The following is a 26042-nucleotide window of genomic DNA, read 5'->3' as shown; positions in this document are numbered from 1 at the left end:
AGCACCTAACCCATAACCCAATACCCTAAAATGACCCCCTATGGTTTCTGACTGTAGGGGGTGTCTGCATATTTTCCCTTTACAGGCCTGTATTTACAGTCTTGAAAACGCTTTATATGAATGCTCACCCTATCATGTCCACATAATACCCATAACTAAATTACCCCCAATAGACGGCTAAGATTTTGGAGGTGAGCTGATTATGTGGGTATCGGTTGTTGCACGTGATGATTGCCAACATAGAATGGAGACTTGCTGAGGATTATGTTGGTATCGGTTCACATCTCGATAGTCTCCTCCAGCGGTAAATTTGTTTAGGGGTATCGGGTTAGTTCCGGTAGGAGATGATTCTGATTTTGAGAAACAATCCTCCCCCCAACCGGAACAGACACTATTGGGGAAGTGACCGATGTGATAGCAGTCAATGGTGACGTTAGGAACCGATAGGCTTGCCATTGACGGGTATCACAAGGGAACTACCCTATCACTTGTTTGGTTGGGGGGTGATGTGGCTGTTTGACAGATTAATTGAATTGTGCTTATTGATTAACCCGTCAATAATTAAGTTTTGTTGCTAGGGGATATGCGCTAATTGTCCCGTATGTTAAGACTAGATAGAGTGTATTAAGAGTGTAGTAATGCAACTATCGGGTTAAGTGTTTCCCGACAATCGCAGTTAGGGTAGGGGTTTAAGAGCAATGCGGATGGCGAGACTCGAAGTTACAAGGATAGCATAACCCCTATTCTACCGTCACTCTAATGCACTCAATGGCGATCGCACATTTAGGAGTTAGTGCAAAATGAAACCCCCTAGATATTTAACCTAGAGGGTATTGTATTGTGGGTTTATTAGGGAATTAATCGTCTAGCTGGTAAAGAGCTCTGATAATTGCTTTAACCTCTGGTAGGTCTGGGTTGATACCCATATTGATTAAGACTTGTTTCCCCATTTCTAGCGGCAATGGCTGCTTTTGATGTCGCGTCAGGATACCTAACTCCGTGGCAAGGTTGCGACGTTTTTTGTACTTACTGTCATTGATTGCCACACTGTGACCAAACGAACGCGCCCTGATTTCCTGTGGTATCCCGTTCATCTCTCCCAGTTGGTTGGCTAGATGTCGGAAAGCGTAGGCCTGAGTAAATCCCCATTTATGACGCTTAAGCCATTTGCGGTGATTATCATTAAACAAACCGGGATTTTTAGATGTTGTGACAGGTAAGCATACGTTATGAATCCCTAGGCGGTTAATCAAAGTTTTGTCTTTTGACATCGGGACTGCTAACCGTTGACCTGTTTTGGTGCTACTACCAAAGTAAGTAAACTCACCAATAACCAGCACTAACTCAAGGTTGTTAGGGTCAGATATGGCTGGGAAAGTGATGCTGTCAACTGTAATGGCTTTGGTTAGATTTTGACTTGCTGCAACTTCTGACGGCCTTAACCCATATAAAGCACACATTGCTGATACCCAACACCAACCATCGCGAGCATTATTATCTGTCAGCCTTCCGTAGTCGGTGTTACGCTCATTGTCTAGTAGGTTTAGTAGGGTATCCAAATCTACACTTTGAGCGTCAGCAAATACTGTCTGAATAACATCAATTTTGTCTAATTTCTCCAGTGCTTTTTTGCAGTCAGTACGCTCTGCTACTTGTCTCAACCGGTAGTATCTTTCTTTAAAGGTTTTGCTACCTACCGGACTGCTGCCATCTTGTAACGGGCTATATAACGCTTCTTTTATACCCTCCCAGCTAACGTAAGCGTCCCAATCTGTGACTTTGTTAAACACATCAAGGAAACATCGTTTAAATGACCTAATATCGCTAGATATATCGCGGGAACGCTTCCGTTTAGTGTTCTTGTGTACGCCATTAAAATAATCATCCTCTATTTCTTTAAATACTTGGCGATAGGTGATTAAGTCATTAACTAGGGGGGTTTTGTTTTCATCAAGGATAGTAGCCTTGTACCAGTCCAGCCATTCAGATACTGACTGGAATTGTCCGTCAAGGGATTTATGAACTAACCAGGCTTTGTCAACAGCCTTACGGATGCCCTCAGAAGTGAACTGACAATTGCATCCCCGTTGCTTACGTTCCCCGGTTTCCGGGTCAATGGTAATATCTAGCTGGATTGTCCCCCGGTTACGCTTAATCCTGACACCCTTGGGACATTGTTTGCGGGATAGGTTAAAAAACTCAAGAATGTCTTGAAAGCCTTGATATGTACCACTATGTGTACTGTTTGTACTTACACTCATTTTGCACTAACTCCTAAATGTGCGATCGCGATTGAGTGCACTAAAGTGGCGGTAGAATAGGGGTTGTAGCCTTTAAACCGAGTTCGAGTCTCGCCATCCGCATTGCTGAAAGTAACAATAAAAATTCAAAACCCGGCTTCTGTTGAGAGGCTGGGTTTTTGATTGGTGGGGATTTTGGGCTGTTAAACAGATAGATAAATCCTGGTAATTGGAGTAGTATAAAATGGATTAATTTAGGGTTAATAAGTAGGCAATTAATGGTTAATTAAGTTGTAGTAATTATCCCAGACTTGGGGAAATTACAGCTTGTTCACCAGTGGCTTAATACATTGCCCTCACCCTAAATCCCTCTCCCAGGGGGGGAGAGGGACTTTGAGAGAGGAATAGATTGGGTATAATAATAGTCAAAGTTTGGGATAAAGTTGATAGAGATGAAACTTAGCTTTTGTATAATTGCCAAAAATGAAGCCCATCAGTTAGGGGAATGTTTACAGACGGTGGGAAAGTTAGTAGATGAAATGATAGTGGTGGATACAGGTTCTACAGATGGAACGCCGGAAGTTGCTAAAAATATGGGGGCGAGAGTTTATGAGTTTAGCTGGTGTGATGACTTTGCGGCGGCGAGAAATGCGAGCTTAAAATATGTGACAGGTGACTGGGTTTTGGTATTAGATGCAGATGAGCGATTAAGGGAGGAGATTATTCCGAAAATTAGGAGCTTGATTAACCAGGAAGATTATTTGCTGATTAACTTGGTGCGACAGGAAATAGGGGCGGTGCAGTCTCCTTATTCTTTGGTGTCGCGACTGTTTAGAAATCATCCGGATCTGTATTTTTCTCGCCCTTATCATGCTTTGGTTGATGATAGTGTGATGGAGATTTTGCGGCGGGAACCTGACTGGCGGATAGGTTCTATTCCGGAAATAGCGATCGCTCATTATGGATATAGCACGGATGCGATCGCCGCCAGGAATAAACAACAAAGGGCTTGTCAAGCTATGGAAAGCTATTTAAAACAGCATCCCGATGATCCCTACTTAGCGAGTAAATTAGGGGCTCTGTATGTGCAATTAGGTAAACTCTCAGCAGGTATTGACCTGTTAGAAAAAGGGCTAAAGCAGGCATCTGGGATTGAGGGGGGGACTATGTATGAATTGCATTATCACCTAGGAATTGCCTATAGCAAAAGGGGACAACTAGAGGCGGCGGAAGCACAATATCAAAAGGCGATCGCAGTTAATGTATTCCCTCAATTAAAAATAGGGGCTTATAATAATCTGGGCAATCTGCTGAAAGAGAGGGGCCACCTAAAAGGGGCCCAAAGTGCCTATGAAACGACGATAGAAATTGATCCATTATTTAGCTTAGGTTACTATAACCTGGGTATGACTCTACGGGCGATGGGAAATTCCCAAAAAGCGATCGCATCTTATCAAAAAGCGATTTCTCTTAACCCTCACCATGGGGAAGCCTACCAAAATTTAGGGGCGGCTTTGTTAGGTATTGGCAACATTCCCGATAGTCTGAAAGCCTTTCAAACAGCCATAAGCCTATATGAACAAACCAACCCCCACCAGGCCAAACTGCTCAAAAAAACCTTGTCAGAAATGGGATGGCGAATATAGACTTCTGCACTATGGGGAAATTTGATACTACAATGCAGCAACAGAACTAGGATGGGTATGATGTGAAAGTCTCTATCAAAGGTTCTAAAAGGTCTGGGTAGGTCGTCAGACCTATCTCAAAGGCTAATCATGTTAGGAGTCATGCAATAGTGCGACCCGTTAGCCTGAAACTAGGGAAAATCCCCTAGGGGAAAGGCTGCAAGGGGATATAAACCCTTGACAACTGAATATCGCTTGTTGGTGCGGAAATCTGAAAAGTCCCAATATGGGAAGTATCAGAATCAAAAAATCTCCAAGTCCAACCCTCCAAGTGCGGGAGTGAAAACAGTTCCCCACGGTAGCGACTGGTCATCAATCCGTGAAGCGGGAATTGGGCGTAAACCCTGTTCAATGGGGATTTAAGCGCCCTGTAGCTGGCTATGAGTAGGGAAGCGAACTTCTGGGAGAACTACCGTTAGACTCCAAATTAGGCGGGTATACGCTGCCTTATATGTATGGGGCGAGAAAGCGTTGTTGTTGCCAACGTTAACAGGTTATTTCTGTAGGGAATAACTAGGCACTCAAAGGGCCCCCGGTAGAAAGGAAGACTCTAAGGCCAGGAACCAAAGCGATTTTCGGAACGGGATAACCCCTAAGTTGCTCTCGGTGGGTTTTTAGCCTATTACTGAGTAGTCAACCAAGGCGGATAACTGGGTATTCCAGGCGGCTTAGGGGAGGGATGGTGTCAGAAGCGAAGGCCCTGACCATAAATCGGGGATATGCAGACGGACACACGGAATTGAGTTGTTGTGCTGAGTGAGTGAGTTGCTGTGAAGAAGACTAAAGCCAGTCTGATAGGGACGAGGATGGTATGCGTAGATGAGTCGTTGTTGAGGGTGAAGGGGGAGATGAAAAGCCGCCGAAACTGTTGGCAACGTGGTCTATGGAAGCTGCAACAACGGATTTACCGCGCCTCGAAACGGGGTGATATTAAGGTGGTCCGTAAACTCCAAAAAATGCTCTGTCGTTCGGCTTCTGTGAGGTATCTTGCTAGTGATATTTGTGATGGGGGTTCTATAGCTGTTCAAGAGTGTTTGATGCAATGGGCTTTGGAACCGGAATGGCGGGCTCGTTGGGAGTTGGATGATGATAGTAGTTTCGGGGTTGCATCGGTTGGGGAACTGTTGCAAGCGATCGCTCAAAGTCTGGAAAATGGCCCTAAGTTTGTCTGGGTTATTGATTTAGCCAGGCTGGGTCAACCGAGAATCTTGGCTCAAAGGTTGCCGGATTTACCGCGCTTTATGGCTTTGAATAAGGCTCGGATTGATGGGGCTTTGGGGTGTTTCTTGGATGCGATCGCACTGGTCGAGTTCAACCACCAATTGAGTCGCTTAATTAGGGAACAGACCCACCCGGAAACTACTCTGATTCGATTCGGCGAAATTATGGTGATTTTAGATGGTGATATGAGGAATATCAACACCTATCAAAAAGCGGTCAGTGAGTGGCTAGATAAATTGGAAATTCCCCCAGTTTCTGATTTCTATGCTGTCACGAACACGGCTAATTGTGTTGACGACAACTCTCCGGGTGTTGACCTGTTGGGGTTTCATATTCGCCAGTTTAAAAATCATCATCGCCGGGGATTAAACTATCATACGACTATCAGCCCTAGTCGAGAATCTGCCCATCAACACTATCGAGAATTGGCGGCGATAGTTAGTAGCCATAAAGCCAGTCGTCAAGGGGATTTAATTAACCTACTGAATCGGAAAATTGAGGATTGGTCTGGTCAATATCAATGGGCTAATAACCGCAAAATTCACCGAAATTTAGATAGGTTAATTAACCAAAAATTGCGGAGTTGGGCGAAACGTCGTCACCCGGATAAACCTATTAACTATTGGCGGCGAAAATACTGGCAAGGCACCGAAACAGGTGGCTGTAGGTTTGGCTGTTTCCATAAGGGAAAATGGGTGAGCCTTCTTAAACATAGAGTATAACAGCATAGCTTGATTCTGAGGAGCCGTGTGAGGTGAAAGTCTCACGCACGGTTTTGGAGACGAGTAGGCTGGGTGACTGGCTTGCTTAGTTTAACTGAGTAATCAACGTACACCTATCGGAATTGTGGGTGCATCAGGTTATGGTGGGGTGCAACTGGTGCGCTTATTACAGGATCACCCCCTGGTTGAAATTGTTTATTTAGGAGGAGAAAGTAGCGCCGGAAAACCTTTTTGTAGTTTATATCCCCACCTGGGTCATCAGGTGGAGTTGATGATTGAACCAATTGATTTGGATAAAATTGCTAGTCGGTGTGAGGTGGTGTTTCTATCTTTGCCGAATGGTTTGGCCTGCGAAATGGCTCCGCAACTGCTAGAAAAAGGCTGTTATGTTCTGGATCTGTCTGCTGATTATCGGTTTACTAATTTAAATACCTATACCAAGTGGTATAACAAGGAAAGAAGCGCTGATCTGGATGTGGCTAGGACGGCGGTTTATGGTTTGCCGGAACTATACCGAGATGCGATCGCCTCAGCGCGATTAGTGGGCTGTCCTGGCTGCTATGTGACCGCTAGTTTGTTGGCTTTATCCCCCCTATTAAAACAGGGGTTAATTGTCCCTGATAGTGCCATTATTGATGCTAAATCGGGTGCTTCTGGTGGGGGACGACAAGCCAAAACTAATATGTTATTGGCGGAAGCAGATGCCTCGGTTTCAGCCTATGGTATTGGTGGACACCATCGCCACACCCCGGAAATTGAGCAAGTTTGTAGTGATTTGGCTGGACATGATGTGAAGGTGCAGTTTACTCCCCATTTAATGCCTATGGTGCGGGGTATTTTGGCCACGGTTTACGCTAACTTGCGCGACCCGGGTTTGGTGCGGGAAGATTTGCTGACCATTTATAAGGCATTTTACCGAAATTCTCCCTGGGTTAAGGTTTTACCTGGGGGAACTTTCCCCCAAAGTAAATGGGCCTGTGGCACAAATCTTTGTTATATCGGTATTGAGGTAGACCAACGCACCGATCGGGCGATCGTGATTTCTACTATTGATAACCTGATTAAGGGTCAAGCTGGACAGGCGGTTCAATGCCTCAATATTATGAAGGGATGGTCGGAAACTCTGGGACTACCTCAGTTGAGTTTTTATCCCTAAAATTAAGTCTGGGGCGGGTTAATCAGTCTCTCACCCGCCCTAAACTTTTACCCGGCGTGGCGGGTTAATAACACTGGACAGTTGGCGTAAACTCGCACATAGTCGGATAGGGAATTCCCCAGTAGGCGATCGATATCAATGAAACTCTTGGCTACCGTGGGACGGCGATCGGGAGAACCCAGCAACAGCAGATCCGCGTTGATATCTTCTGCGATCCGGCAAATTTCCGGGCCGGGTTTTCCGGTTCCGGTAACACAACGATAACTAAGTCCCATTTGTTTGGCTTGGGCTACCGCCGGGGCTAAAACTGGGTCGTTTTCCGCATTGGCGGTGTAGTCTTCTGCTGATTTGCCACTGAGATCTTTATTAACATGGGCGATAATTAATTGTCCGCCTTGGATGTCTTTCACAAAGTCGATCGCCGTTTTTAGGCATTCCTGGGCTTCTGGGGATGAATTGTAAGCTACCATGACCCGCCGTAGCTTCTTGACATAGGTATCGTCTTTGACCAACAGCATGGGCCGAGATGTGAGTTGGAAAACGTATTGACTGACTGAGTTTTCTAAAATGGCTTGCAGTCGTCCTAACCCCCGTGAACCGATAATAATTAGATCGGCGTTTTCTTCGTCTGCTACCTGACAAACGATATCTTTGGGATCACCTTGTTTGAGTCTAGGATTAACTCGGTTGGGATCAACTTTCACGGATTGGACGGCTTGGGCGAGGATTTTGCCTCCCTCTTCTAGTTTGGCGGACATTCCCTCAGCCGTGACTTGGCTGGGGACTACATGGAGAAGGGTGATAGATGCCTGTTGCAGAGATGGTAAATCCATCAGCATATTTAGCATCTCTTCGCACAGTCCACGACCAGCAACAGCAACTAAAATTTTATTGATCATAGGTTTTGCCCAAAATTCAAAACAACGCTCATTATCAAACGCACTATATATATAACTTAGGACAAAGCGGCTGATTAACTGATAATTTGTAGAAATGTAGCGTTTTGGAACGAATTGTAAAGTGTCTCGATTAGAATATCCTAGTTCACAAGATCAGCCCACTAGGACCTCAAATTGGTTTGAGTATCTGGTGGAAGTGTTCCCACATCAAACTGACTATGCGGGGGTGGTTTGGCATGGGACTTATGTGGGTTGGATGGAAGAGGCCCGTATTGGGGCGTTGCGGTCTGTGGGGGTTGGTTATGATCAGTTGGTGGCTTTGGGGTTTGAGTTGCCTGTGGTTGAGTTGGAAATCCGCTATCATCAATTTGTACACATGGGCGATCGCATTAACGTTAAAAATCGTATTGCTGGCTTGACAAAAGTTCGCATTCCCTGGGAATTTGAGATTGAGTCCCTAGACGGTAGTCAACGCTATGTTAGCGCTACTACTACTCTGGTGGTTATCGATCGCCAAACTGGCAAAATTAGACGACAATGGCCGCCTATTTTAAATGAGGCGATCGCTAAACTCATCGATAATGGTTAAGTTACACTCTCCTGGGAAATTGGGGCGATCGGTAATTCTACTCGAAATTCTGCCCCCTCTCCAGGAAGAGAAGATAAAATCAACTGTCCGTGATGTTTTTCTACCACAATTTGATAGCTGGTAGCTAGTCCTAATCCCATCCCTTTGCCCACAGTTTTGGTCGTGAAAAATGGGTCAAATAAACGAGATTGTAACTCCGGCGGAATCCCCACACCATTATCACGAATCCGAATCGCTACCCGGTTAGGATTAACTTGTTCTGTGGTTATCCAAATAGTCGGAACCCAGTGGGAATCACCCCCTTGATTTTGAGCAGATTTTAAGCTATCAATAGCATTATTGATTAGGTGCATAAATACTTGATTAATTAAGCCTGGATAGCAGGTAACTTTAGGTAAATTTTCTACCTCTTTATTAATTAATTGAATATCAATATTATTATCGTTTCCCTGCAATCTATGCTTGATTAAATGCAAAATGCTGTTGATAGATTCATGCAAATCAATCGATTTCATATCTGCTTCATTGGTGGTGCGGCAGAAAATTCGCAAAGCTAACATGATTTGATCAATCCGTTTTATCCCTGTTTTCATGGATCTAATTAAGTCCCGAAGATCCTGTAAGATAAAATCTAGTTCCAGTTTTTCTGCTAAGGCTAAAATTCTGGGGGAAGGATGGGGATATTCTTGTCGATATAAATTGATTAACTCGATGATATCTTGACAATATTGATAGGCAGGTTCAAGGTTGCCAGAAATAAAATTAATCGGATTATTAAGTTCATGAAAAATCCCCGCTAATAATTGATTTAAGGCTACCATTTTCTGCTTTTGGATTAGTTCAACCTGGGTAGCCGCTAACTGCTTTTGGGTAGCTTTTAGTTGCTGATTTTGTCGCTGTAAATCTCTTTGCAGATTTTGGATTTTTAGTTGATTGTTAATCCTCGCCATCACCTCTTCTACTTGAAAAGGTTTCGTGATATAATCGACTCCTCCCACTTGAAAAGCCCTAACTTTATCTTCAATTTGATTAATAGCACTCACAAAAATAATCGGAATTTCCGAAGTTTCTGGATTGTTTTTTAACGCTTCACAAACTTGATAACCATTGAGACCCTGCATATTGATATCAAGTAAAATTAAGTCCGGTTTTAAGGCATTAACTGCCATGAGTGCCATCTTACCATTAATAGATTTACGCACCCGAAATCCAAACTCCATTAACATAGTTGATAATAACCTAATATTTTCTGGCACATCATCAACTATTAAGATATCGGCTGATGCAAAATTATTATTATTCATAATTAATAGCTTTTAATAGTTTTAAGGATTGATTCTTTAGGAGTTAAAACTAGCGAAATTATTTACCATGTTAGATTTCCGGCGATTAAATCGAGCAATGAACTTTCGGGTAGCGGTGGAGAAAATAAATAACCTTGTGCAAACTCACATTCTAAACTTCTCAATAATGACAGTTGATTTGTGGTTTCTACTCCCTCAGCAATTACCCCCATTTTCATGGTTTTTGCAATGTTAACAATCACGGGAACTAAGCCGCAACTTGAACCGTTATTATCCATTCTTTGCACAAAAGATTTATCGATTTTAAGAGTGTCAACTTGGAAATTATGCAGATAACTTAAAGAAGAGTATCCCGTGCCAAAATCATCAATACTTAGTCGGACATTTTGGCTTTTAAAACCTTCCAGAATAGCTACTGCTGTTTTCGGGTTATCCATAATTGCGCTTTCTGTTATTTCTAATTTTAAGCAATGGGGATCTAGTTTGGTGGCTTCTAAAATTTGTTGTATTTGCTGACTTAGCTCCATATTAGCAAACTGTCTCGCGGATACATTCACACTGATAAACATCGAATCATTAATAAGTTTATTTTCTTGCCAGCTTCTGAATTGCTCACAAGCACTTTTTAACACTAAATAACCAATGGCGTTAATTAAACCTGTTTCTTCGGCTATGGGAATAAATAAGACGGGGGGAATTAATTTTTTGGTGGGATGTTGCCACCTAATTAAGGCTTCAAAACCTGCGATTTTTCCGGTTTTTAGATGGATTATGGGTTGATAATAAACGAGAAATTCATTATTAGTAATGGCTCGCCTTAAATCGTTTTCAATTTGCAGCTTTTCCGAAACATTGTGGTGCATACTCGGGTCAAATATATGATATTGACCTTTGCCTAAGTCTTTGGCTCGATACATGGCTGTATCTGCATCTCGTAGTATATGTTCCGGTTTTTGATAATCTAAATGTGACAAAGATATGCCAATACTTACATTGATAAATACTTCTTGATTTGGCAAGACAAAAGGATGGGAAAAACTATCAAGAACTTTTTGAGCCATGGTTTTGGCTTCCGCCATATCCTCGATTTTATTAACCATAATCGCAAATTCGTCGCCTCCTAAACGAGCCAGGGTGTCTTCCGGTTTTAGCAGGGATTTTAGACGTTTGGAAATAGCGACTAATAGTTGATCACCTACGGAATGTCCGAGGGATTCGTTAATCATTTTAAAGCGATCGCAGTCTAGCAACAACACCACAAACTGATAGTTAGGATATTGCTGTTTGATGTCAATACCATCAGCCAGACGTTCCAAAAATAAGGCTCGATTTGGTAAATTAGTTAACTCATCACGAAAAGCCATATCCCGGAGTTTACTGTTAGCAATTTCTAATTCTTGAGTTCGCTGTTCAACTCTTGCTTCTAGTTGGGTATTTAAAATTTGTAATTGCTGTTGAGTTCGCCGGAGAGTTAGTTGATTTTTTACCCTGATTAAGACTTCCTGAAACTGAAAGGGTTTACTGATATAGTCTACTCCACCACTTTCAAAGGCTTTCACCTTGTCAAAAATATCGTCCAAAGCACTCAGAAAAATTATGGGTACTTCTGCTGTATTAGGATCGGATTTAAGCTGATTACAAACTGTATAACCATCTATATCAGGCATCATAATATCCAGCAGGATTAAATCGGGTAACTTATTATTGACCTCCTCTAGTGCCGTTTTGCCGTCGATCGCCTCACGAACTTGATACCCTTTTTTTCTAAGAATTCGTGACAGTAGATGCAAATTTCCTGGCGTATCATCAACAATCAAAATATCTGATTCTTGGTGGTTATTTGACTGGTTATAACTCATAATGTATTTTAGTCTAGGTTGTGGGGTAAGCTATTGAACCCCCATGGTCAAGGGATTGATAAATAGGAAATATTAACATTGTACTCAACCCAGTTGTTTTTTGGGTATATGTTGCTTATTTGGGTAGCGATACGCCAAACAGACACCAAGATACCACAGTGTTATCAAGAATAGCCATTTAATTGAATTGTCGCCACCACCTGTCCATGATCTGACTTCCAGGGTTCTATTGATTCATCACTTAGGCTTTGGTCTACAAGGTGATCGTTGAATAAGGCAACATAACTAACCTTCCCAACTTGGCGGGAGTTTTCTAAAACTAATTCTTGACTGACCAAAATATGATCGAGAGTTTCATAATAACCATTATACATATAAGTGTAGTAGCAGTCTCGGTAACTTTGCCTAGCCTGAATATCTTTGACACTGTAAAGCTGTAACTCATCATGGTTGTGGTTTGGTTTAAATCGGGTTTTTTTCCAAGAAATATCACCCGCCATAATTTTGGTGGTAATGGCTAAATCACTATCATTAAAATCTCCTAAAATAATAATCGGATTTTGGTTATGGCTCCAAGTCTTGAGCATAATACATCGTAAAGCAGTGGCTTCGGCGGCTCGACGCAGTAAAGACCTGACTTTTCCTTTGGCTTTTTCTACGGGGTTTTGGCTATCTACTCCTTCGGGAATTTTGGGACGCTGGGATTTTAGATGCACAACAAAAACGGTACATTGTAGGCGGTTTTGTAGTTGAATATTAACTGCTAAAACTGGTCGAGAAAAATGGTTAATGGGAATCATAGTTCCTTCTATATCTATTTGAGACTCTGGGGGAATTTATCATAAATTTGCCAGGAGATAATTGGTAATTTGGAACAGAGACCTACTACGGGTTTATTCCGAGTGGGATTCGTGGTAATTAAATGAGCGTTATGATAGGATTCGGTGGCGGCGAGAATTTCTTGTAGCGCTTCGGGATCAAAGATTTCTTGAAATCCGATAATGTCGGCTTGCATGGTTGCTAACTGATGAGAAATCCAGGCTTTTTTTTGTTGGTAAAGTTCTGGGGTATATTGTCGGGTTTCGTAATAAGTTCGATTGGGTAAAACTAAGTTATATAGGTTAAATGTGCCTATTTTAAAGATGTTTCGGGGTATAATTACTGGGGATTTTACGGTTTTTTTAAAGGTTAAATATTCGAGAAATATTGCCCAACTAGCGATCGCATTTTTCTCCCCCACAGCCTGTCCCCCTGTTTCGGTGGCTAGACGATTATATGCTGTGTCTATTAAGTCTTGACTTGGGGAACTTTGGCGGTTAATATAAATAGTCACATCATGGAGTTTACATGATGCGATCGCTTGATTAATCGCCGTCGTTAAACTGGTGGGGTTTGGCTGACATTCTGTGGGTCTACCCTCCCAGTAATAAATCACTCTCATGGCTTGTGGTCGCCATTGAAAGTCACTACAAATATCCCCAATAGTATCAATAGCCGCCATGGTATTTGGGGGGATACCGTCTCGAACCTGTAACCATTCAACGCGCCAATTATATGATGAACTTGAAGCTACTGTAATCATCACTTCAGCAGTTTCTAAAAATTCTGGAAAGGGAGGTTCTAAATCATCAATAGCATTGATTAAAAGGACTATATCAATTGTCATCATCATTCTACCTTAGACATTCGCTGATAAAGATAATTATTAAACAGTCTAATTATCATGGTAGTGCCGACATTTTCCTGGGAGTCACATTCGAGATAACCACCATGTTGATCAACAATAGTCTTATGAGCAATAGATAAACCCAAACCCGTACCACGTCCCACAGATTTAGTCGTAAAAAATGGGTCAAAAATTTTCGACTGTATTTCCTGGGGTATTCCCAGACCATTATCAGCAATTTCGATTTGTACCCCCACATTACCAGACTTAGGATGATGAACAGGTAAAGTCGTGACCGTGAGGGTAGGAATAAAGTCTCTATGGACTTTGATCCGGTCTTCCAAAGCATCGATCGCATTATTTAATAAATTCAGAAATACCTGATTTATTTCACTAGCAAAGCATTCAATTCTCGGCAAATCTCCCAAATTCTTAATCAGTTGAATTTGGCATTTTTTGGCGACCATATTAAAGCGACCTTGTAGCATCATGATCGTACTTTCCAAGCCTTCATTAATATCGGCTTTTTTGATTTTAGCCTCATCAAGCCTAGCAAAATTTCGCAAAGATAAAACAATTTTAGTGACTCGCTCGGCTCCCCGTTGCATCGACTCTAAAATATTACCAAAATCTTCCTTAATAAACTCCAGATCGATTTCCTCAATCTTATCTTGAATATCGGGATGAGTTTCGGGATAAACCTGCTGATATAATTCACACAAATCTAATAAATCGGCTAAATATTGTCGAGCCGGATTAACATTACCGTAAATAAAACTAATCGGATTGTTAATTTCATGAGCCACCCCAGCCACTAACTGTCCTAAAGATGCCATTTTTTCACTTTGGATAATTTGCGCCTGGGTACTTTTCAGCTCTTGCAAAGTAGTAGCAAGCTGTTTAGCCTTGCGTCGTTCTCTCCCCTCGGATCTTTTGAGAGCCTCTTCCGCCTGTTTCCGTTCAGCCAGTTCCATTTGTACCTGTTCAAAGAGGCTGCATTGTTGGAGAGCGATCGCCAATTGCACGCCAATTTGTTTAAGGCTAGAAATCTCAAAGGCTTGCCACTTCCGAGTATCCCGACATTGATGAGCAATTAATAATCCCCAAAGTTTACTATTGTCTTTTGCCACATTTTTCGGTTGCAAAATGGGAATTACCAGATTAGCTTTCACCTGTAAACTTTCCAAAAGTCCCACATGACAAGAAGTTAAATTAGCATGATAAATATCAGCGATCGCTCTAGTTCTGCCATCTTCATACAACCGCGCATGGGAGGACTCAAAACACTCATCACGAATATCTAAACCCTGCAAAGCCATCCATTCTTCACCCACCGACTCCACCGCAATAAAGCCAGTCCAATCGGCATTAAACTGATAAATCACTGTGCGATCAACCTGCAAGAAATAGCGAACTTCTTCCACTGCAGTTTGCAAAACTTCTTGTAAATTCAAAGATGAGCGTATCCGCTCCAACATAATACCGACAAATCGTTCCTGTAGTAACTTTTGTTGGAGAGTTTCCTCCGCTCGTCGTCGCTCGGTAATATCCGTATGTACAATAATTAATCCAATGGGATTTTGTGCAGTATCAAAAATACAATCAGCGCGGACTAAATTAGGAATAATCACCCCAGAGCGAGTTTTAATCCCCACTTCCCCACTCCATGATCGCAAATTTTGCAGAGAAGCCAAAATACTATTACCAACCCGGGTAGAAATATAAAGTTTAATCGGTCCACCGATCGCATTTAATTCTTCCACAGTATAGCCGTAACTTTCAATCAAGGCGCGATTCAAATATAGTGCTTTTCCTTCCAGGTCTGTAATCACAATAGCATCACTGCTGCTATCTACCGCCGCCTTAACCCGCAATAGTTCAATTTCGGCTTGTTTGCGATCGCTAACATCTTTATAAGTCCCCGTCATTCGCAGGGGTCGTCCTTGTTCATCCCATTTAAATATCTTACCACGAGACAGCATCCATTGCCATTGTTCGGAACTATTTAGCATTCGCACTTCCACCTCATAAACATGGTGGCGACCCTTCACAGAATCATTTAAAGCCTCCACAACCCGTTTTTGATCATGGGGGTGAATTAATTGTTTCCAGGATTGAAAATTATTCTCAATTTCATGTTCCAGATATCCCAACATTTTTTGCCATTGAGGGTCAAAATATACTTCTCCGGTCGAGATATTCCAATCCCATAAACCCAAAGAACTACCTTCCAGAGCCAATTCTAATTGTTCCTCACGACTTTGTAACGCTTCCACGGCTTTTTTAAATTCAATAACCACCGCCATTTGATTAGCAATTACCGCCAAAGTTTCCAAAACTTGCTTACTCAATAACTCCCGACTAAATAAACCCATTACCCCCACACAAGCACCCTCAACAATCAACGGATACCCGACAAAATTAGTTAAACCTTGCTGGGTAATAGTGGCAAAATCATCACCCCAAGCATCATGGCATAAATCTAGGCTCAAAATCGATTGTTGTTTACTCACTATTACCCCAATTGGCGGAGAACCAACTGTAATAACAGCCAAATTTGCTGGGGGATTATCCAAGCCATAAATACCTTGTAATTCTAGTAAAGTATTGGCATGATTTATAGTCCAAATACAAGGAATCGTATCATCAAAATAATTCCCAAAAGTCTTAGCACAATTAGTCATAACTTCCGATAAACTACCCCCACGAGTCATCGCAAACCCTACCTCAGATTTGAGAGCCGTTAATTGTACGCGACGCGCTAACTCAGCCGTGGCTCGTTTTTGTTCGGTAATATCCCTAATTATGCAAATGACTGTTTGGGAGTTTCCACGGATAATGCGGGTTTCATATTGCCTCCATTCCTCTCCATTCTTGACAGGTAGTTGATATTCAATTGCTTGAATTTCCGAGGAAAATAAAGCGCGATCGTGAGCAGTTTTGAGATTATTCGCCACTTCCTCTGGTAAAATATCTAGGATATTTCTCTCTAACAATAATTCTGGTAACATCCAGTCACAACTATCATGGGAGGGTTTCACATCAACGATTGTACCATCCCCCTGACATTGGATAATTAAGTCAGGAATTGCATTTAATAAGGCTCGGTTAGTCGCTTCGCTTTCCCGCAGTGCCTTTTCGGAACGTTTATGATTGGTGATATCTGTAGCCAGACAGCAAATAGCTGCTGGTTTACCCGTATCATCTTCTAACAGAAAACGATGGGATAGGTAGGTGTTAAAACTGTTGTTAAACCGTATATCTTCTTCCCATTGGATAGGTTCTTGACTCTCTAATAAAGCCGTATCAGCCGATTGAAAAGCTAGGGCGATTTCTGGGGTAAACAAATCATAATCAGTTTTCCCCAGCACCTGATCACGGAGCAAATTAAACCGCTTTTCATACTCTCGGTTAACTAGCAGATAGCGTCCGCCATCGTCTTTCATGTAAATAATCGCCGGAGCGTGATCAAGGATGTCTTGTAGTCGCTTTTGGCTTTGGTGTAGAGACCTTTGAGCGATCGCCCTTTCATGAGCCTCCAAAGCTAGAGTTACCCAGTCCGCTAGGTAGGTGGCAAAGTTCTGTTGTTGCAGATCCCAATTAATCACCTCTCCCTGATTTTCTAAACACAGAACCCCGATAGTTTCCCCTCCCAAACGAATGGGAATATCTAACATAGACCTAATATCCAGAGGCTGAAGATAGGCGGCTGTAAATTCCCTAGTGCTGGGGTGATTTTGGGCATCTCCAGCCACAATCCTCTCTTCCGTTTCTAGGGCGGCAAAATAGTTGGGATAGTCCGTAGCTTCCAGCTTTAGACCCTGAGAATAGCGGTCTTTTTCCTGCTCATATAACTTGACACACTCAATGCCGTTATGGTATGGTGTATAAAACCATATACTCGCTCTACTTACTTGCAAAGTGCGGGCAGCAATACGAGTCAGCGTCTCAAAGGCTTGGTCAATATCTCCGTGATAAAATTCCCAAGACCGAGCCAGTTCCATTTGTGCCTGTTGTTGATTATGTAGAAACTGCTGTCGCTGTTTTTGGGTATTGATCGCTTCTGGTGCTAGTGGTCGAACCATTGCCAAAAATCCGATCAATTCCCCATTTGCGTCTCTCACGCCGCTGATCAACAGAGACACAACCACAGTAGTACCATCACCGCGAATATAGGTGTGTTGCTGTTCGTCAGTTTCCCCTAAAATTACGCGCTCTATGAGGGTTTGATGTAGCTGTTCTTGTGGGTCAGTGTGGCGAGTATTTCTGTGGTCTTGGTGATGAAATTCCGTCCAGTGAATATGGTCGATCGCCTCCGACGCTGTATATCCTAGGAGGTTTTCCGCCGCGCGATTAAATGTGCAAACCATACCATTGCGATCGGTCGCAATGATAGCAATATCAGCGCAATTAATAATAGCTTGCTGAAATTCTGGACTCGATGGATAAATTGTCTGAGTAACCATCACAGTTTAATAGAAGTTTAACCAACTCGGCCGATTCAAATCAAGATGCTGGACCTATATGGTAGATGCAGGCTTTCACAGAGTTTGCTATTAAAATTTGGTATTATCATCTAGTGTAGCCTGATTAGCCATGAATAGGAGAGAAACTAGCCGCGGTGGGACGAAACTACTCAGCAATTAACCGGAAAATCACCTCTGGTGTTAGTTGTTGTACACCATTGACCACTTGAGTCGCTCCGGCTTTTTTCAGCGTCTGGGTGTAGGATGCTATACTCTCCGTAGTTTCTTGAGCATGGGGAGGTAATACACCCACACCCACCCAAGTCCGCGTGCTGTCCTGTTGCTGTGCTTTAGCGACTGTGTACATATCCGCCACCGTGTCACCCACATAAATCACAGGTTTTGGCGACTCTGGGGCTTCCAATTGACCCACGACAGCCAGCAACCCCGTGGGGTCTGGTTTTCCCGGTGCGTCTTCCATAGCAATTAGGGCAATATTAGGCAGATTTAGTTTCCCCTGTAATACATATAATGCCTCATCTCGCATGGCTCCGCTAAAAAACCCCCAGGCGATCGCATTATCGGTTAACTGCTGGAAATATTCGGGGGTACACAAGAGGGGTTCAGAACAAATGTAACCCGTCCAATTATCTGGGTCTGGTCCCTGATAGCGGGATTGGAAAAAGGCTACAATTTGCCCATAGTCCAGGTTAATGGCATCGCGATTTTGACCCTGACTCTCAAAATAGCGATAAATCAACTCCCTGGACGCTTCCCAGTCATTATTCCAAACCCCTTCAGACTTGAGGCGATCGATATCTGACACCGTAGGGCGATAGGATTTAGTAAAAAGTTCTACCGTATCTGCGATCGCCCGACGATAGGACCCTCCCACGTCTCGAATTACCCCATCAATATCAAAAATTACAATAGCCTTCATGTCAACCCATCAAAAATGTTACAAACGAGAGATACTGCGATATAATCGAGTGTTGTGTATTTTTTGCAATTAACTCAAATTAGCCCGGAGGTGTAATTGTCAAGATTCATTCTAAAAGTTCTCTGGCTCGATGATAACGTCGCGCTGGCTGTTGACCAAGTAGTAGGGAAAGGGAGTAGTCCACTGACCTCCTACTTTTTCTGGCCACGCAAAGATGCCTGGGAAGAACTCAAAAATGAACTAGAGTCCAAGCGCTGGATCAATGATGTCGAGCGCATTGAGTTACTCAATAAAGCTACCGAAGTCATCAACTACTGGCAAGAGGAAGGCAGGCGGCGGCCCCTTGGTGAGGCTCAATCCAAATTCCCCGAAGTCATTTTCACCGGAAGCAGTTGATAGCGCGCGACAGTTTTTAACATTATAGCGAGTTTGAGCCTACAGCATTCGGTTGTAGGCTTTTGCTCTGTTGGTAACATTGCATATACTTTTTTTTGAGCGATCGGCTAAGTTAAACTGGAAACATCGAGCGCTAGGATAACCAATGAATAGCATCGCTGAATCCACCCAATACAGCAGCCAACAGACTCTCGCCTGGATGAGAGGCCTACTAGCCTTAGCTTGGGCTGACGGTCAGTTTCAAGAGGAGGAACAGGAATTAATTGCCAGCATCACCCATGACATCCTCGCAACAGATATCGATGTTAACACCCTCGAACCCATTTCTCCCCAGGAATTAGCAGAAGTCTTAGGACCCAACCCAATTCTCGCCGAGAACTTCATGCGAACCGCCGTCATGGTCGCGCTGGCTGACGGCATTTATTCAGTCTGTGAAGATGACCTTCTCCACCAGTTTTGTGAAGCCTTGGGTTTACAAGTCAAAGTCTTAGACTCCCTCAGACACACCTTAGAAGATCTATCAGAAGGTTACTGCAAAGAACCCAAGGAACCCAAGCGCCCAGCACATCATCACCATCATATAGATGTTTTAGCTCCCGTCAAGCATTGGCTAGATGACTGGCAACTACATGACCCCAAAGTAGCCAAATTCATTTGTAAAATGGTTCCTCCTCAGTGTCCTTTTGAAAGGGATATTAAGCTCTTTGGTCACAAAATTGTTCATATCCCCCCCATGTGCAAGATTAACCCCCTCTATGAGCAATTAGTAGGGTTACGCTTTCGGGCTTTATCTTATCTGGCTGATGAGTGTCACGAGGATATCTCCAAGTATTGTTAGCTAATCACCAGAGGCAATTATCTTCCGCTTTCAGTTGTTGATGATTGCCTCATTCTGACTCCCCAACCGACTAATCAAATTTTTCTGTTGGCGGAAACCACAGTCGCACCCAACATAGATCCGAGACTAAATCTTAACATTAAATTAATATTTGAGACAATGTATATCACAGGCTGGCTTGTAAAATGCTAGTAACATTTTGTAACACAAGTTATTATCTATAGTATATATGCGTGTTATAATAGTCTCACTAAAATATATAGCTTGAAATAACTACACCTTGGCTTCTTGGACTAGGGGATGTAGATTATTGGTAATCCCGTTATCATTATTGCCATTAGTTGTTTCGGACGCACCCTATTCAACTCAGAAATGATGATGAATTGATGGTTTGCTAATTCGTTCAATGAATAGCCGACAGCCTTCTTGAAGTTGTATTGAGCAAATTCGGCAGGAAATAGTTGATCATAATAAGTTCAATTGTCTCTGGATAGTTAGTTCTGATAACATACAATTTTTCTGACCACTTTTTATGATACCCTAATCATTATCATCTATGTTCAATCAGTTTAAAGAACTTAAAAATCAATTTGACCAGTTAGACGATACCCAAAAACTATGGTATGATGTTCTAGCATCTTATTTAATTAATCATGGTGGAAGTGAAAAAACGGCTCATCTTTCTTCCAGTCAATTTACCAGACAACTGGAAGAAAACAACTTACTATCTCGTCCCCAAAACACAGCAAAGAGAAACAATAATCCAGCCGAAAGATTTTTAAAAAAATTAGAAGAATTAAAGTTAATTACGAAACAAGTTCCCAGAGGAGGCAAAAAAAGAGGCAGGCCAGGCAATATCTATACTCTTAACTTTTATATTTATAGAGGTGAGCCTTTGGTTGGATGTGTTCCATTAAGTCATCCTCTATATCTCAAGAGAAATATTGATTTTCGTTGTGAAGAGTTTTTAATGAATGGGATGTTAACAGGAAAAAATGCAGCTTTTCTAAAAATTAAGTCACCTAGATATATGGGCAAAACTTCCTTGCTGATTCGTTTAAAATCTTATGCAGAAGACCAAAAAAAAGCAGTTGTGGGATTCATTGATTTAAATAACTGTAAATTCCCAGATCATCTCTTTGTCAATCCAAAATCTCAAGAAAGTGAATACAACAAGAGTCAGTTTTTGACTCAGTTTTTAGATGTTTTTAAAACTTGTGTAAAGGAAGAATTTCAAAAACATATTCAGGCGAACTCAGGTGTCAGATCAAGTCAACGATATGCTCTATGGGCTAACATCGCAGGAGGAGCAGGGTTCACTAATGATTTAGAAGATATTTTTGCGAGTATTGAGAAACCAAAACTTTTAATTATAGATGGTATCGACAGACTTCTGGGAACGCTGATACAAAATGATTTTCTTTTGATACTACGTTCGTGGTTTGAAGATAAGATGAAAATTCGTGAAAGGGGAGTTCCCGTAAATTGGCCTAATCTCATTATTGCGTTTTCCACAGAATCCTACTTTAATAGAGAATCCCCTTTACAAAATGTAGGAACTGATATCAAACTAGATTTATTCACAGAAGAGCACATCTTGCATTTAGCCCATTTGTATGGCTTGATGTGGGATGACGGCTTAGAGTCTGCCAGTAAATTGAAAGAATTTTTAGGAGGTAATCCTTATTTAATCAATATTTTTATTTATGAAATGATTCGCAAAAAGGTAGACTTAGATACTCAAAAGAAACAATCTTTATTTCCTGATAGTCCGTTTATCCAGCATCTTCGTCAGATTGTAAATACAATTCAACAAGATCAGGATCTAGAAAAAATTTTTGTTAGCTGGATTCAGGATTCTAGTTTGTTTCTTGATGAGGACTCAAAAATCAAGTTAGGAAAATTAGGAGCAATTATATTTGATGAAAATTCTGGCAAGCCTCAAGTAACTTGTCAACTATATAAGTTATATTTTGAAAAACATTTTCTTAAATAAACTTACCAAAACAGTAATATGCAGACTGATAGCTTTTTTTATTGCAACGGTGGATGGACAAATAATCAGCATAATTATGTATCAAGAAATGCGGATGCAGAATTATTGCATTTTTGTCGTAACCAAAATAATCGAAATTCTGTTGCCTTGCTTCTTGCACCTAGGCAAATGGGAAAAACAAGTTTAATGAATAATCTAATATCTCAACTGAAAAGTGAAAATGTATATACTCTTCCTATTAATGTTCAAGGTTGGGTAGACATTAATGAGGAAGCACTATTTTTAACTATTTTATTTCATCTTTTTAAAGAAATACCAATACTCACTAAAATTGAAGCAGAACTTAATGATTTTTGGCATCAAAATCAAAGGATTGTTTTGAGCGATCGCTTCTTATTTTTCATACTTGACAAAGTATTGCCAATATTAGACAATAGAAAATTAATTATCTTTATTGATGAAGTTCAATCTCTTGTGAGATTTGATTTGCAAGATAAGTTTGTGAAATTTCTGAAATCTTTTTCTGAGTGTCACCATAGTCGCCTACACCAGATTAATTTTGTGCTAATTGGAGTTGCCAAACCTTCTGAATTTGTGGTTAATTTAGATACAAGATTTTCGGGATTACAAATTAATTTAGAATGTCTATCAGGTGAATGTTTGCCACTGCAAGAAGGATTAAAGCCAATTACCACGCAGCCTAGTATTATGATTAATAGAGTTTTATATTGGACTGGAGGTCAGCCTTTTTTGACTCAATATATGTGTTATTTATTGGTGGAGCAATTTGCACATACTTTGATTACCAAATCTGTAGATACAATGGTGGATGACACTATCCAAAATGAGTATATCAGAAAATGGCGTAGTCGAGATTTACAATCTCACCTGGTAGGGATAGAAAATTATTTTGTCAAAATTAATAATAATCAAATAGAGGACAAACGAAAACTTTTGAATTATTATGAGAGTATCCTAACCAATGGACGACAGAGGTTAGAACAGCAGCATGATATTCAAGAGGAACTTTTAATGTCAGGATTAGTAATTAAGATTATTGAAGATAATAGGTTTTATTTGAAAATTGCTAATCCCATTTATGAAAATATTTTTAACTATCAATGGATTGACGAAATGCGGGAAAGATTGACCATCAATCATGCCATTTCAAACAATATAAAGTATACTGATACTGATGAGGATAACAACCAAATAATAATTAATCAATGCGTGAAAATACTTGAAGAGGTTCTTCAGTATTTCATCAAAAAAAGAATGGAAAAATATTTGCGAGAAGGATGGGGAAATAGCCGGGAAATTAGAATGATTATTCGTCCTGCTAATGATGAATCCCCGACAACTGTTGTCAATATTGATAAATTAATAACCATTATTGATCGGTATTGGGATAATGTATTTATTCATGTTTTTAATACCAATGATAAAAAAGAATTTACAGCATTGTTAAAATTTTGTCAAACCCATCAAAGTCAATTGACAGATATTGATAACATTTCAGCAGTCACAGTCCTTAATACAATAGTTTATTTGCTCAGGGCCATAGGGTATCTCAACAAAGCTCAGGCAGTTGATGAATTAATGATGAATAAATACCCAAATATGAGGAATTACTTCCTTGACAGAACTTGCACTAATACGTTAGGCTCGACAGAGTACAGCATTCAAGAGGCTAATCCCTCAACTGATGCGACAAGTTCAAGTAGGTTAATACTCAGTAGTAACACTCAAGTGATTTCAAATAATATGGATAGATCTAGCCGTATTCAAAATATTCTTGACCAGCGCCATCCTCGTGGCCAGAAAGTGGGAGAATTAATTGGAAAACTAAATTCCTTATCATCTCATTTGGAAACAATGCAGCAGGCTGCGAGTAGCTTTTATAATACAATGAATGATGTCTCTGTCGCCAACAATATCAGTACGTTATTCCCCATCTTTTTGGAAACAAAAAATAAAATAGAAAAAGTCAATCATACACTAGGCAATCTAAAAACAAGGTTTTATCGGGACAGTTTAGCCATTGCATTTGTGGGAAGTGCTGGTCAAGGAAAAAGTCGCTTAATCCAAACTATAACAGGATTAACGAGGGAGGAAGTTCCTGATGGAACGATGAACAACTGTACAGGGGTGCGGGTAATTATTGCCCATTCTTCTAATAGCCAAACTCATGGTGAAGTTTATCTCCATACTCCTGAGTCTTTTCTTGAAGAAAATATCAAACCCTATTACCCGGTATTGAGCTTAGGCAATCCTCCAAGAACATTAGATGAGTTTATTAATAATCCTCTGCCTCAGTTAAGGATTGATACTGCTAAGGCAAAAGCTTATTATGACCACTTAGTTAAATGTAAAGATCATTACCGTGATTACGAGCAACTGTTGCACCAGAATTCTCCTTTGAGTATTGAAAAAAATCAAATTAGAGAATATGTAGCTCAGACCAGTGAGAATAACCAAAGAAATAACTTTAATTATTTAGCAGTTAAAGAAGTCAAAATTTATTGCCAGTTCCCCCATCAGGATTTGGGGAAAATTGCATTAATTGATTTACCAGGACTTGGAGATACCGTATTGGGAGATAGGGAGACATTACGCAGAAGTCTTGGAGAAGACGTAGATTTTGCTCTTTTTGTGAATATGCCTAAAGGTAAAATATTACAAGAAGAAGACTATAATTTATTTGACACAGCCAATCAAGCGTTACCAGATTTGCCAATAAATCAATGGTCATTTATGGTTTTAAATGAGGTGATAAAGCCGCCCGAAGGATTAGGAATAAGAGACAATCGTTCTTTGTGTGAAGAAACTAAGCGCCGAATTGAAGATGAGCAACGAATTCAAGTTGCTAAGTGTGTTATTGCAGATTGTGCAGATTCAAATCAAGTATCTGAGGTTATACTAATGCCTATGTTGCAATACTTGGAAACTCATATTCTAGAATTAGATGCAAAGTATGCCGCCGTCGCTAATCAACTCATTCAACAATTAGAACAGGAAATCAAATCCTTGTTAGATAAAGCAAATAAAGCTTTCATAGTAGCGCCTAAATATCAAAATGAAAATCTATTGTTTCTAAATCTAGCAACAAAACTCACCCGAGACATAAATAGAAACTTAAAAGAATTACTTCAAGGAATACGGCCTCAGACTTTGATTATAGAAAAAAATCAAAAGGATATTGAGTTTTTTCAAGATGCTACTCGCAGCATTATCAAAAAATGTCAGGAGGACACGGGAATTCATTCAGTTGAAAAAATTAATGATATTCGTTATAATATGGAAACTGGAGGATGGGTTAGTGTTTTACAAAGATGTACTAATGAATTAAGAAATCATATCAGTAAAAAATTTACTTCATTTGATAGTGGCTTTGAATCTTATGTAGATCAGGTTAAACAACAACTATCTCAATCTTTAACTAATACTGAGTTAGGGAACATAACTTCTGCTAGAGGAATAGATTTTTTAGAGTTTTTGGCTCAAGAAATTCCTGAAGCATATTCGACCTTAAAGGAGGCATTTAAAGAAATAGTTGATTTCAAAATTACTTATCAGTATCATCTCAAACATCTGATTCTTCAAGCCTTAGAGGAAGAGCTGGAACCGAATCTAGTTGCTAATATTTTTGATCCGGTAGGAAAAACTGACCAGGAAAACATTGAAATAATCCATAACATTTTGTTTGTTAAGCATCGGAATACAATTTCCAAATGCAGAATAGCTTTAGGAAGGCTACAAGGTATGCCTAGCATAATTGTGTATGCTCAAGCTGATTCTTTCGTAGATGCTATTACTGGTTCTGAGGAAATACAGAATGTTTGGTTAGCTTTACTTACGGAGTGGAGTTCACTGGTCTTCCCTGATCATTTTGGTAAAGAAACTAGCAAAGAAAAACAGCAATGGGAAGACTATATTCAGAAAGCTATAGACATGAGTAGATTCCAAAGGATTTAAGTGATTCATACAAGTTGAGTAATTGACCATTCATAATTAACCCGGTAAAAAAACGCTCTTTCAATCAACCGATACCAATTCAGGAGAACT

16 protein-coding genes are annotated in these 26042 nt (G+C 40.8%); 8 read left to right on the top strand and 8 right to left on the bottom strand.

Annotated features, from left to right (window positions below; genetic code table 11):
• Positions 1-857: 857 nt before the first annotated feature.
• Positions 858-2261: a site-specific integrase gene (locus tag NLZ44_RS24180; protein ID WP_493751430.1), complete on the bottom strand. Its 1404-nt coding sequence runs from the start codon at positions 2259-2261 to the stop codon at positions 858-860.
• Positions 2262-2692: 431 nt separating this feature from the next.
• Here NLZ44_RS24180 and NLZ44_RS24175 point away from each other — a divergent pair, with 431 nt between their 5' ends.
• The 3 genes from NLZ44_RS24175 (at position 2693) to argC (ending at position 7024) form a co-directional block, all read left to right on the top strand.
• Complete coding sequence (locus tag NLZ44_RS24175) at positions 2693-3886, top strand: tetratricopeptide repeat protein (RefSeq protein ID WP_493751429.1); 1194 nt, start codon at positions 2693-2695, stop codon at positions 3884-3886.
• A gap of 809 nt (positions 3887-4695) precedes the next feature.
• Positions 4696-5868 (top strand): reverse transcriptase N-terminal domain-containing protein, encoded by a 1173-nt coding sequence (locus tag NLZ44_RS24170; protein ID WP_493751428.1) that lies wholly within the window; start codon positions 4696-4698, stop codon positions 5866-5868.
• Between the two features lie 124 nt (positions 5869-5992).
• Positions 5993-7024 (top strand): N-acetyl-gamma-glutamyl-phosphate reductase, encoded by a 1032-nt coding sequence (argC, locus tag NLZ44_RS24165; protein WP_230428079.1) that lies wholly within the window; start codon positions 5993-5995, stop codon positions 7022-7024.
• Between the two features lie 47 nt (positions 7025-7071).
• Here the strand turns inward: argC and NLZ44_RS24160 are convergent, their stop codons facing one another.
• Positions 7072-7923: a universal stress protein gene (locus NLZ44_RS24160; protein WP_493751427.1), complete on the bottom strand. Its 852-nt coding sequence runs from the start codon at positions 7921-7923 to the stop codon at positions 7072-7074.
• 121 nt (positions 7924-8044) lie between these two features.
• Between NLZ44_RS24160 and NLZ44_RS24155 the strand changes: the two genes are divergently transcribed.
• Positions 8045-8512 (top strand): acyl-CoA thioesterase, encoded by a 468-nt coding sequence (locus NLZ44_RS24155; RefSeq protein WP_008049536.1) that lies wholly within the window; start codon positions 8045-8047, stop codon positions 8510-8512.
• Here the strand turns inward: NLZ44_RS24155 and NLZ44_RS24150 are convergent.
• The 6 genes from NLZ44_RS24150 to NLZ44_RS24125 form a co-directional block, all read right to left on the bottom strand.
• Entirely contained in the window at positions 8509-9816 is a 1308-nt protein-coding gene (locus tag NLZ44_RS24150) for a hybrid sensor histidine kinase/response regulator (RefSeq protein WP_493751426.1), read from the bottom strand. The two genes, NLZ44_RS24155 and NLZ44_RS24150, sit on opposite strands and share 4 nt — an antisense overlap.
• A gap of 62 nt (positions 9817-9878) precedes the next feature.
• On the bottom strand, positions 9879-11675 hold the full coding sequence (locus NLZ44_RS24145) for a two-component system response regulator (protein ID WP_493751425.1): 1797 nt from the start codon (positions 11673-11675) through the stop codon (positions 9879-9881).
• 164 nt (positions 11676-11839) lie between these two features.
• Positions 11840-12475, bottom strand: a complete 636-nt coding sequence (locus NLZ44_RS24140; protein ID WP_493751424.1) for an endonuclease/exonuclease/phosphatase family protein — start codon at positions 12473-12475, stop codon at positions 11840-11842.
• Between the two features lie 14 nt (positions 12476-12489).
• On the bottom strand, positions 12490-13347 hold the full coding sequence (locus NLZ44_RS24135) for a hypothetical protein (protein WP_493751423.1): 858 nt from the start codon (positions 13345-13347) through the stop codon (positions 12490-12492).
• Entirely contained in the window at positions 13344-17807 is a 4464-nt protein-coding gene (locus tag NLZ44_RS24130; protein ID WP_493751422.1) for a PAS domain S-box protein, read from the bottom strand. Before NLZ44_RS24130 ends, NLZ44_RS24135 begins: the two co-directional genes overlap by 4 nt.
• A 166-nt stretch (positions 17808-17973) precedes the next feature.
• Positions 17974-18747, bottom strand: a complete 774-nt coding sequence (locus NLZ44_RS24125) for a TIGR01548 family HAD-type hydrolase (protein WP_008049541.1) — start codon at positions 18745-18747, stop codon at positions 17974-17976.
• Between the two features lie 96 nt (positions 18748-18843).
• Here NLZ44_RS24125 and NLZ44_RS24120 point away from each other — a divergent pair, with 96 nt between their 5' ends.
• From NLZ44_RS24120 to NLZ44_RS24105, 4 genes are all read left to right on the top strand, one after another.
• Positions 18844-19143, top strand: a complete 300-nt coding sequence (locus NLZ44_RS24120) for a 30S ribosomal protein PSRP-3 (RefSeq protein WP_006619075.1) — start codon at positions 18844-18846, stop codon at positions 19141-19143.
• A gap of 145 nt (positions 19144-19288) precedes the next feature.
• Entirely contained in the window at positions 19289-19981 is a 693-nt protein-coding gene (locus tag NLZ44_RS24115) for a Mo-dependent nitrogenase C-terminal domain-containing protein (RefSeq protein ID WP_006620542.1), read from the top strand.
• 556 nt (positions 19982-20537) lie between these two features.
• Entirely contained in the window at positions 20538-21977 is a 1440-nt protein-coding gene (locus tag NLZ44_RS24110) for an AAA-like domain-containing protein (RefSeq protein WP_493751421.1), read from the top strand.
• An 18-nt stretch (positions 21978-21995) separates the two neighbouring features.
• Positions 21996-25952: an AAA-like domain-containing protein gene (locus NLZ44_RS24105; RefSeq protein ID WP_493751420.1), complete on the top strand. Its 3957-nt coding sequence runs from the start codon at positions 21996-21998 to the stop codon at positions 25950-25952.
• The last annotated feature ends 90 nt before the right edge of the window (positions 25953-26042 follow it).

The sequence above is a fragment of the Arthrospira sp. PCC 9901 genome (assembly GCF_059013425.1).
This window is presented reverse-complemented; position numbering and strand designations above follow the sequence as displayed.

Bases quoted from the DNA above. Each gene is read 5' to 3' on its own strand.
- NLZ44_RS24150 (WP_493751426.1), bottom strand. From the start codon at position 9,816: ATGAATAATAATAATTTTGCATCAGCCGATATCTTAATAGTTGATGAT.
- NLZ44_RS24130 (WP_493751422.1), bottom strand. From the start codon at position 17,807: ATGGTTACTCAGACAATTTATCCATCGAGTCCAGAATTTCAGCAAGCT.
- NLZ44_RS24135 (WP_493751423.1), bottom strand. From the start codon at position 13,347: ATGATGATGACAATTGATATAGTCCTTTTAATCAATGCTATTGATGAT.
- NLZ44_RS24145 (WP_493751425.1), bottom strand. From the start codon at position 11,675: ATGAGTTATAACCAGTCAAATAACCACCAAGAATCAGATATTTTGATT.
- NLZ44_RS24180 (WP_493751430.1), bottom strand. From the start codon at position 2,261: ATGAGTGTAAGTACAAACAGTACACATAGTGGTACATATCAAGGCTTT.
- NLZ44_RS24160 (WP_493751427.1), bottom strand. From the start codon at position 7,923: ATGATCAATAAAATTTTAGTTGCTGTTGCTGGTCGTGGACTGTGCGAA.
- NLZ44_RS24110 (WP_493751421.1), top strand. From the start codon at position 20,538: ATGTTCAATCAGTTTAAAGAACTTAAAAATCAATTTGACCAGTTAGAC.
- NLZ44_RS24105 (WP_493751420.1), top strand. From the start codon at position 21,996: ATGCAGACTGATAGCTTTTTTTATTGCAACGGTGGATGGACAAATAAT.
- NLZ44_RS24175 (WP_493751429.1), top strand. From the start codon at position 2,693: ATGAAACTTAGCTTTTGTATAATTGCCAAAAATGAAGCCCATCAGTTA.
- NLZ44_RS24125 (WP_008049541.1), bottom strand. From the start codon at position 18,747: ATGAAGGCTATTGTAATTTTTGATATTGATGGGGTAATTCGAGACGTG.
- NLZ44_RS24115 (WP_006620542.1), top strand. From the start codon at position 19,289: ATGAATAGCATCGCTGAATCCACCCAATACAGCAGCCAACAGACTCTC.
- NLZ44_RS24140 (WP_493751424.1), bottom strand. From the start codon at position 12,475: ATGATTCCCATTAACCATTTTTCTCGACCAGTTTTAGCAGTTAATATT.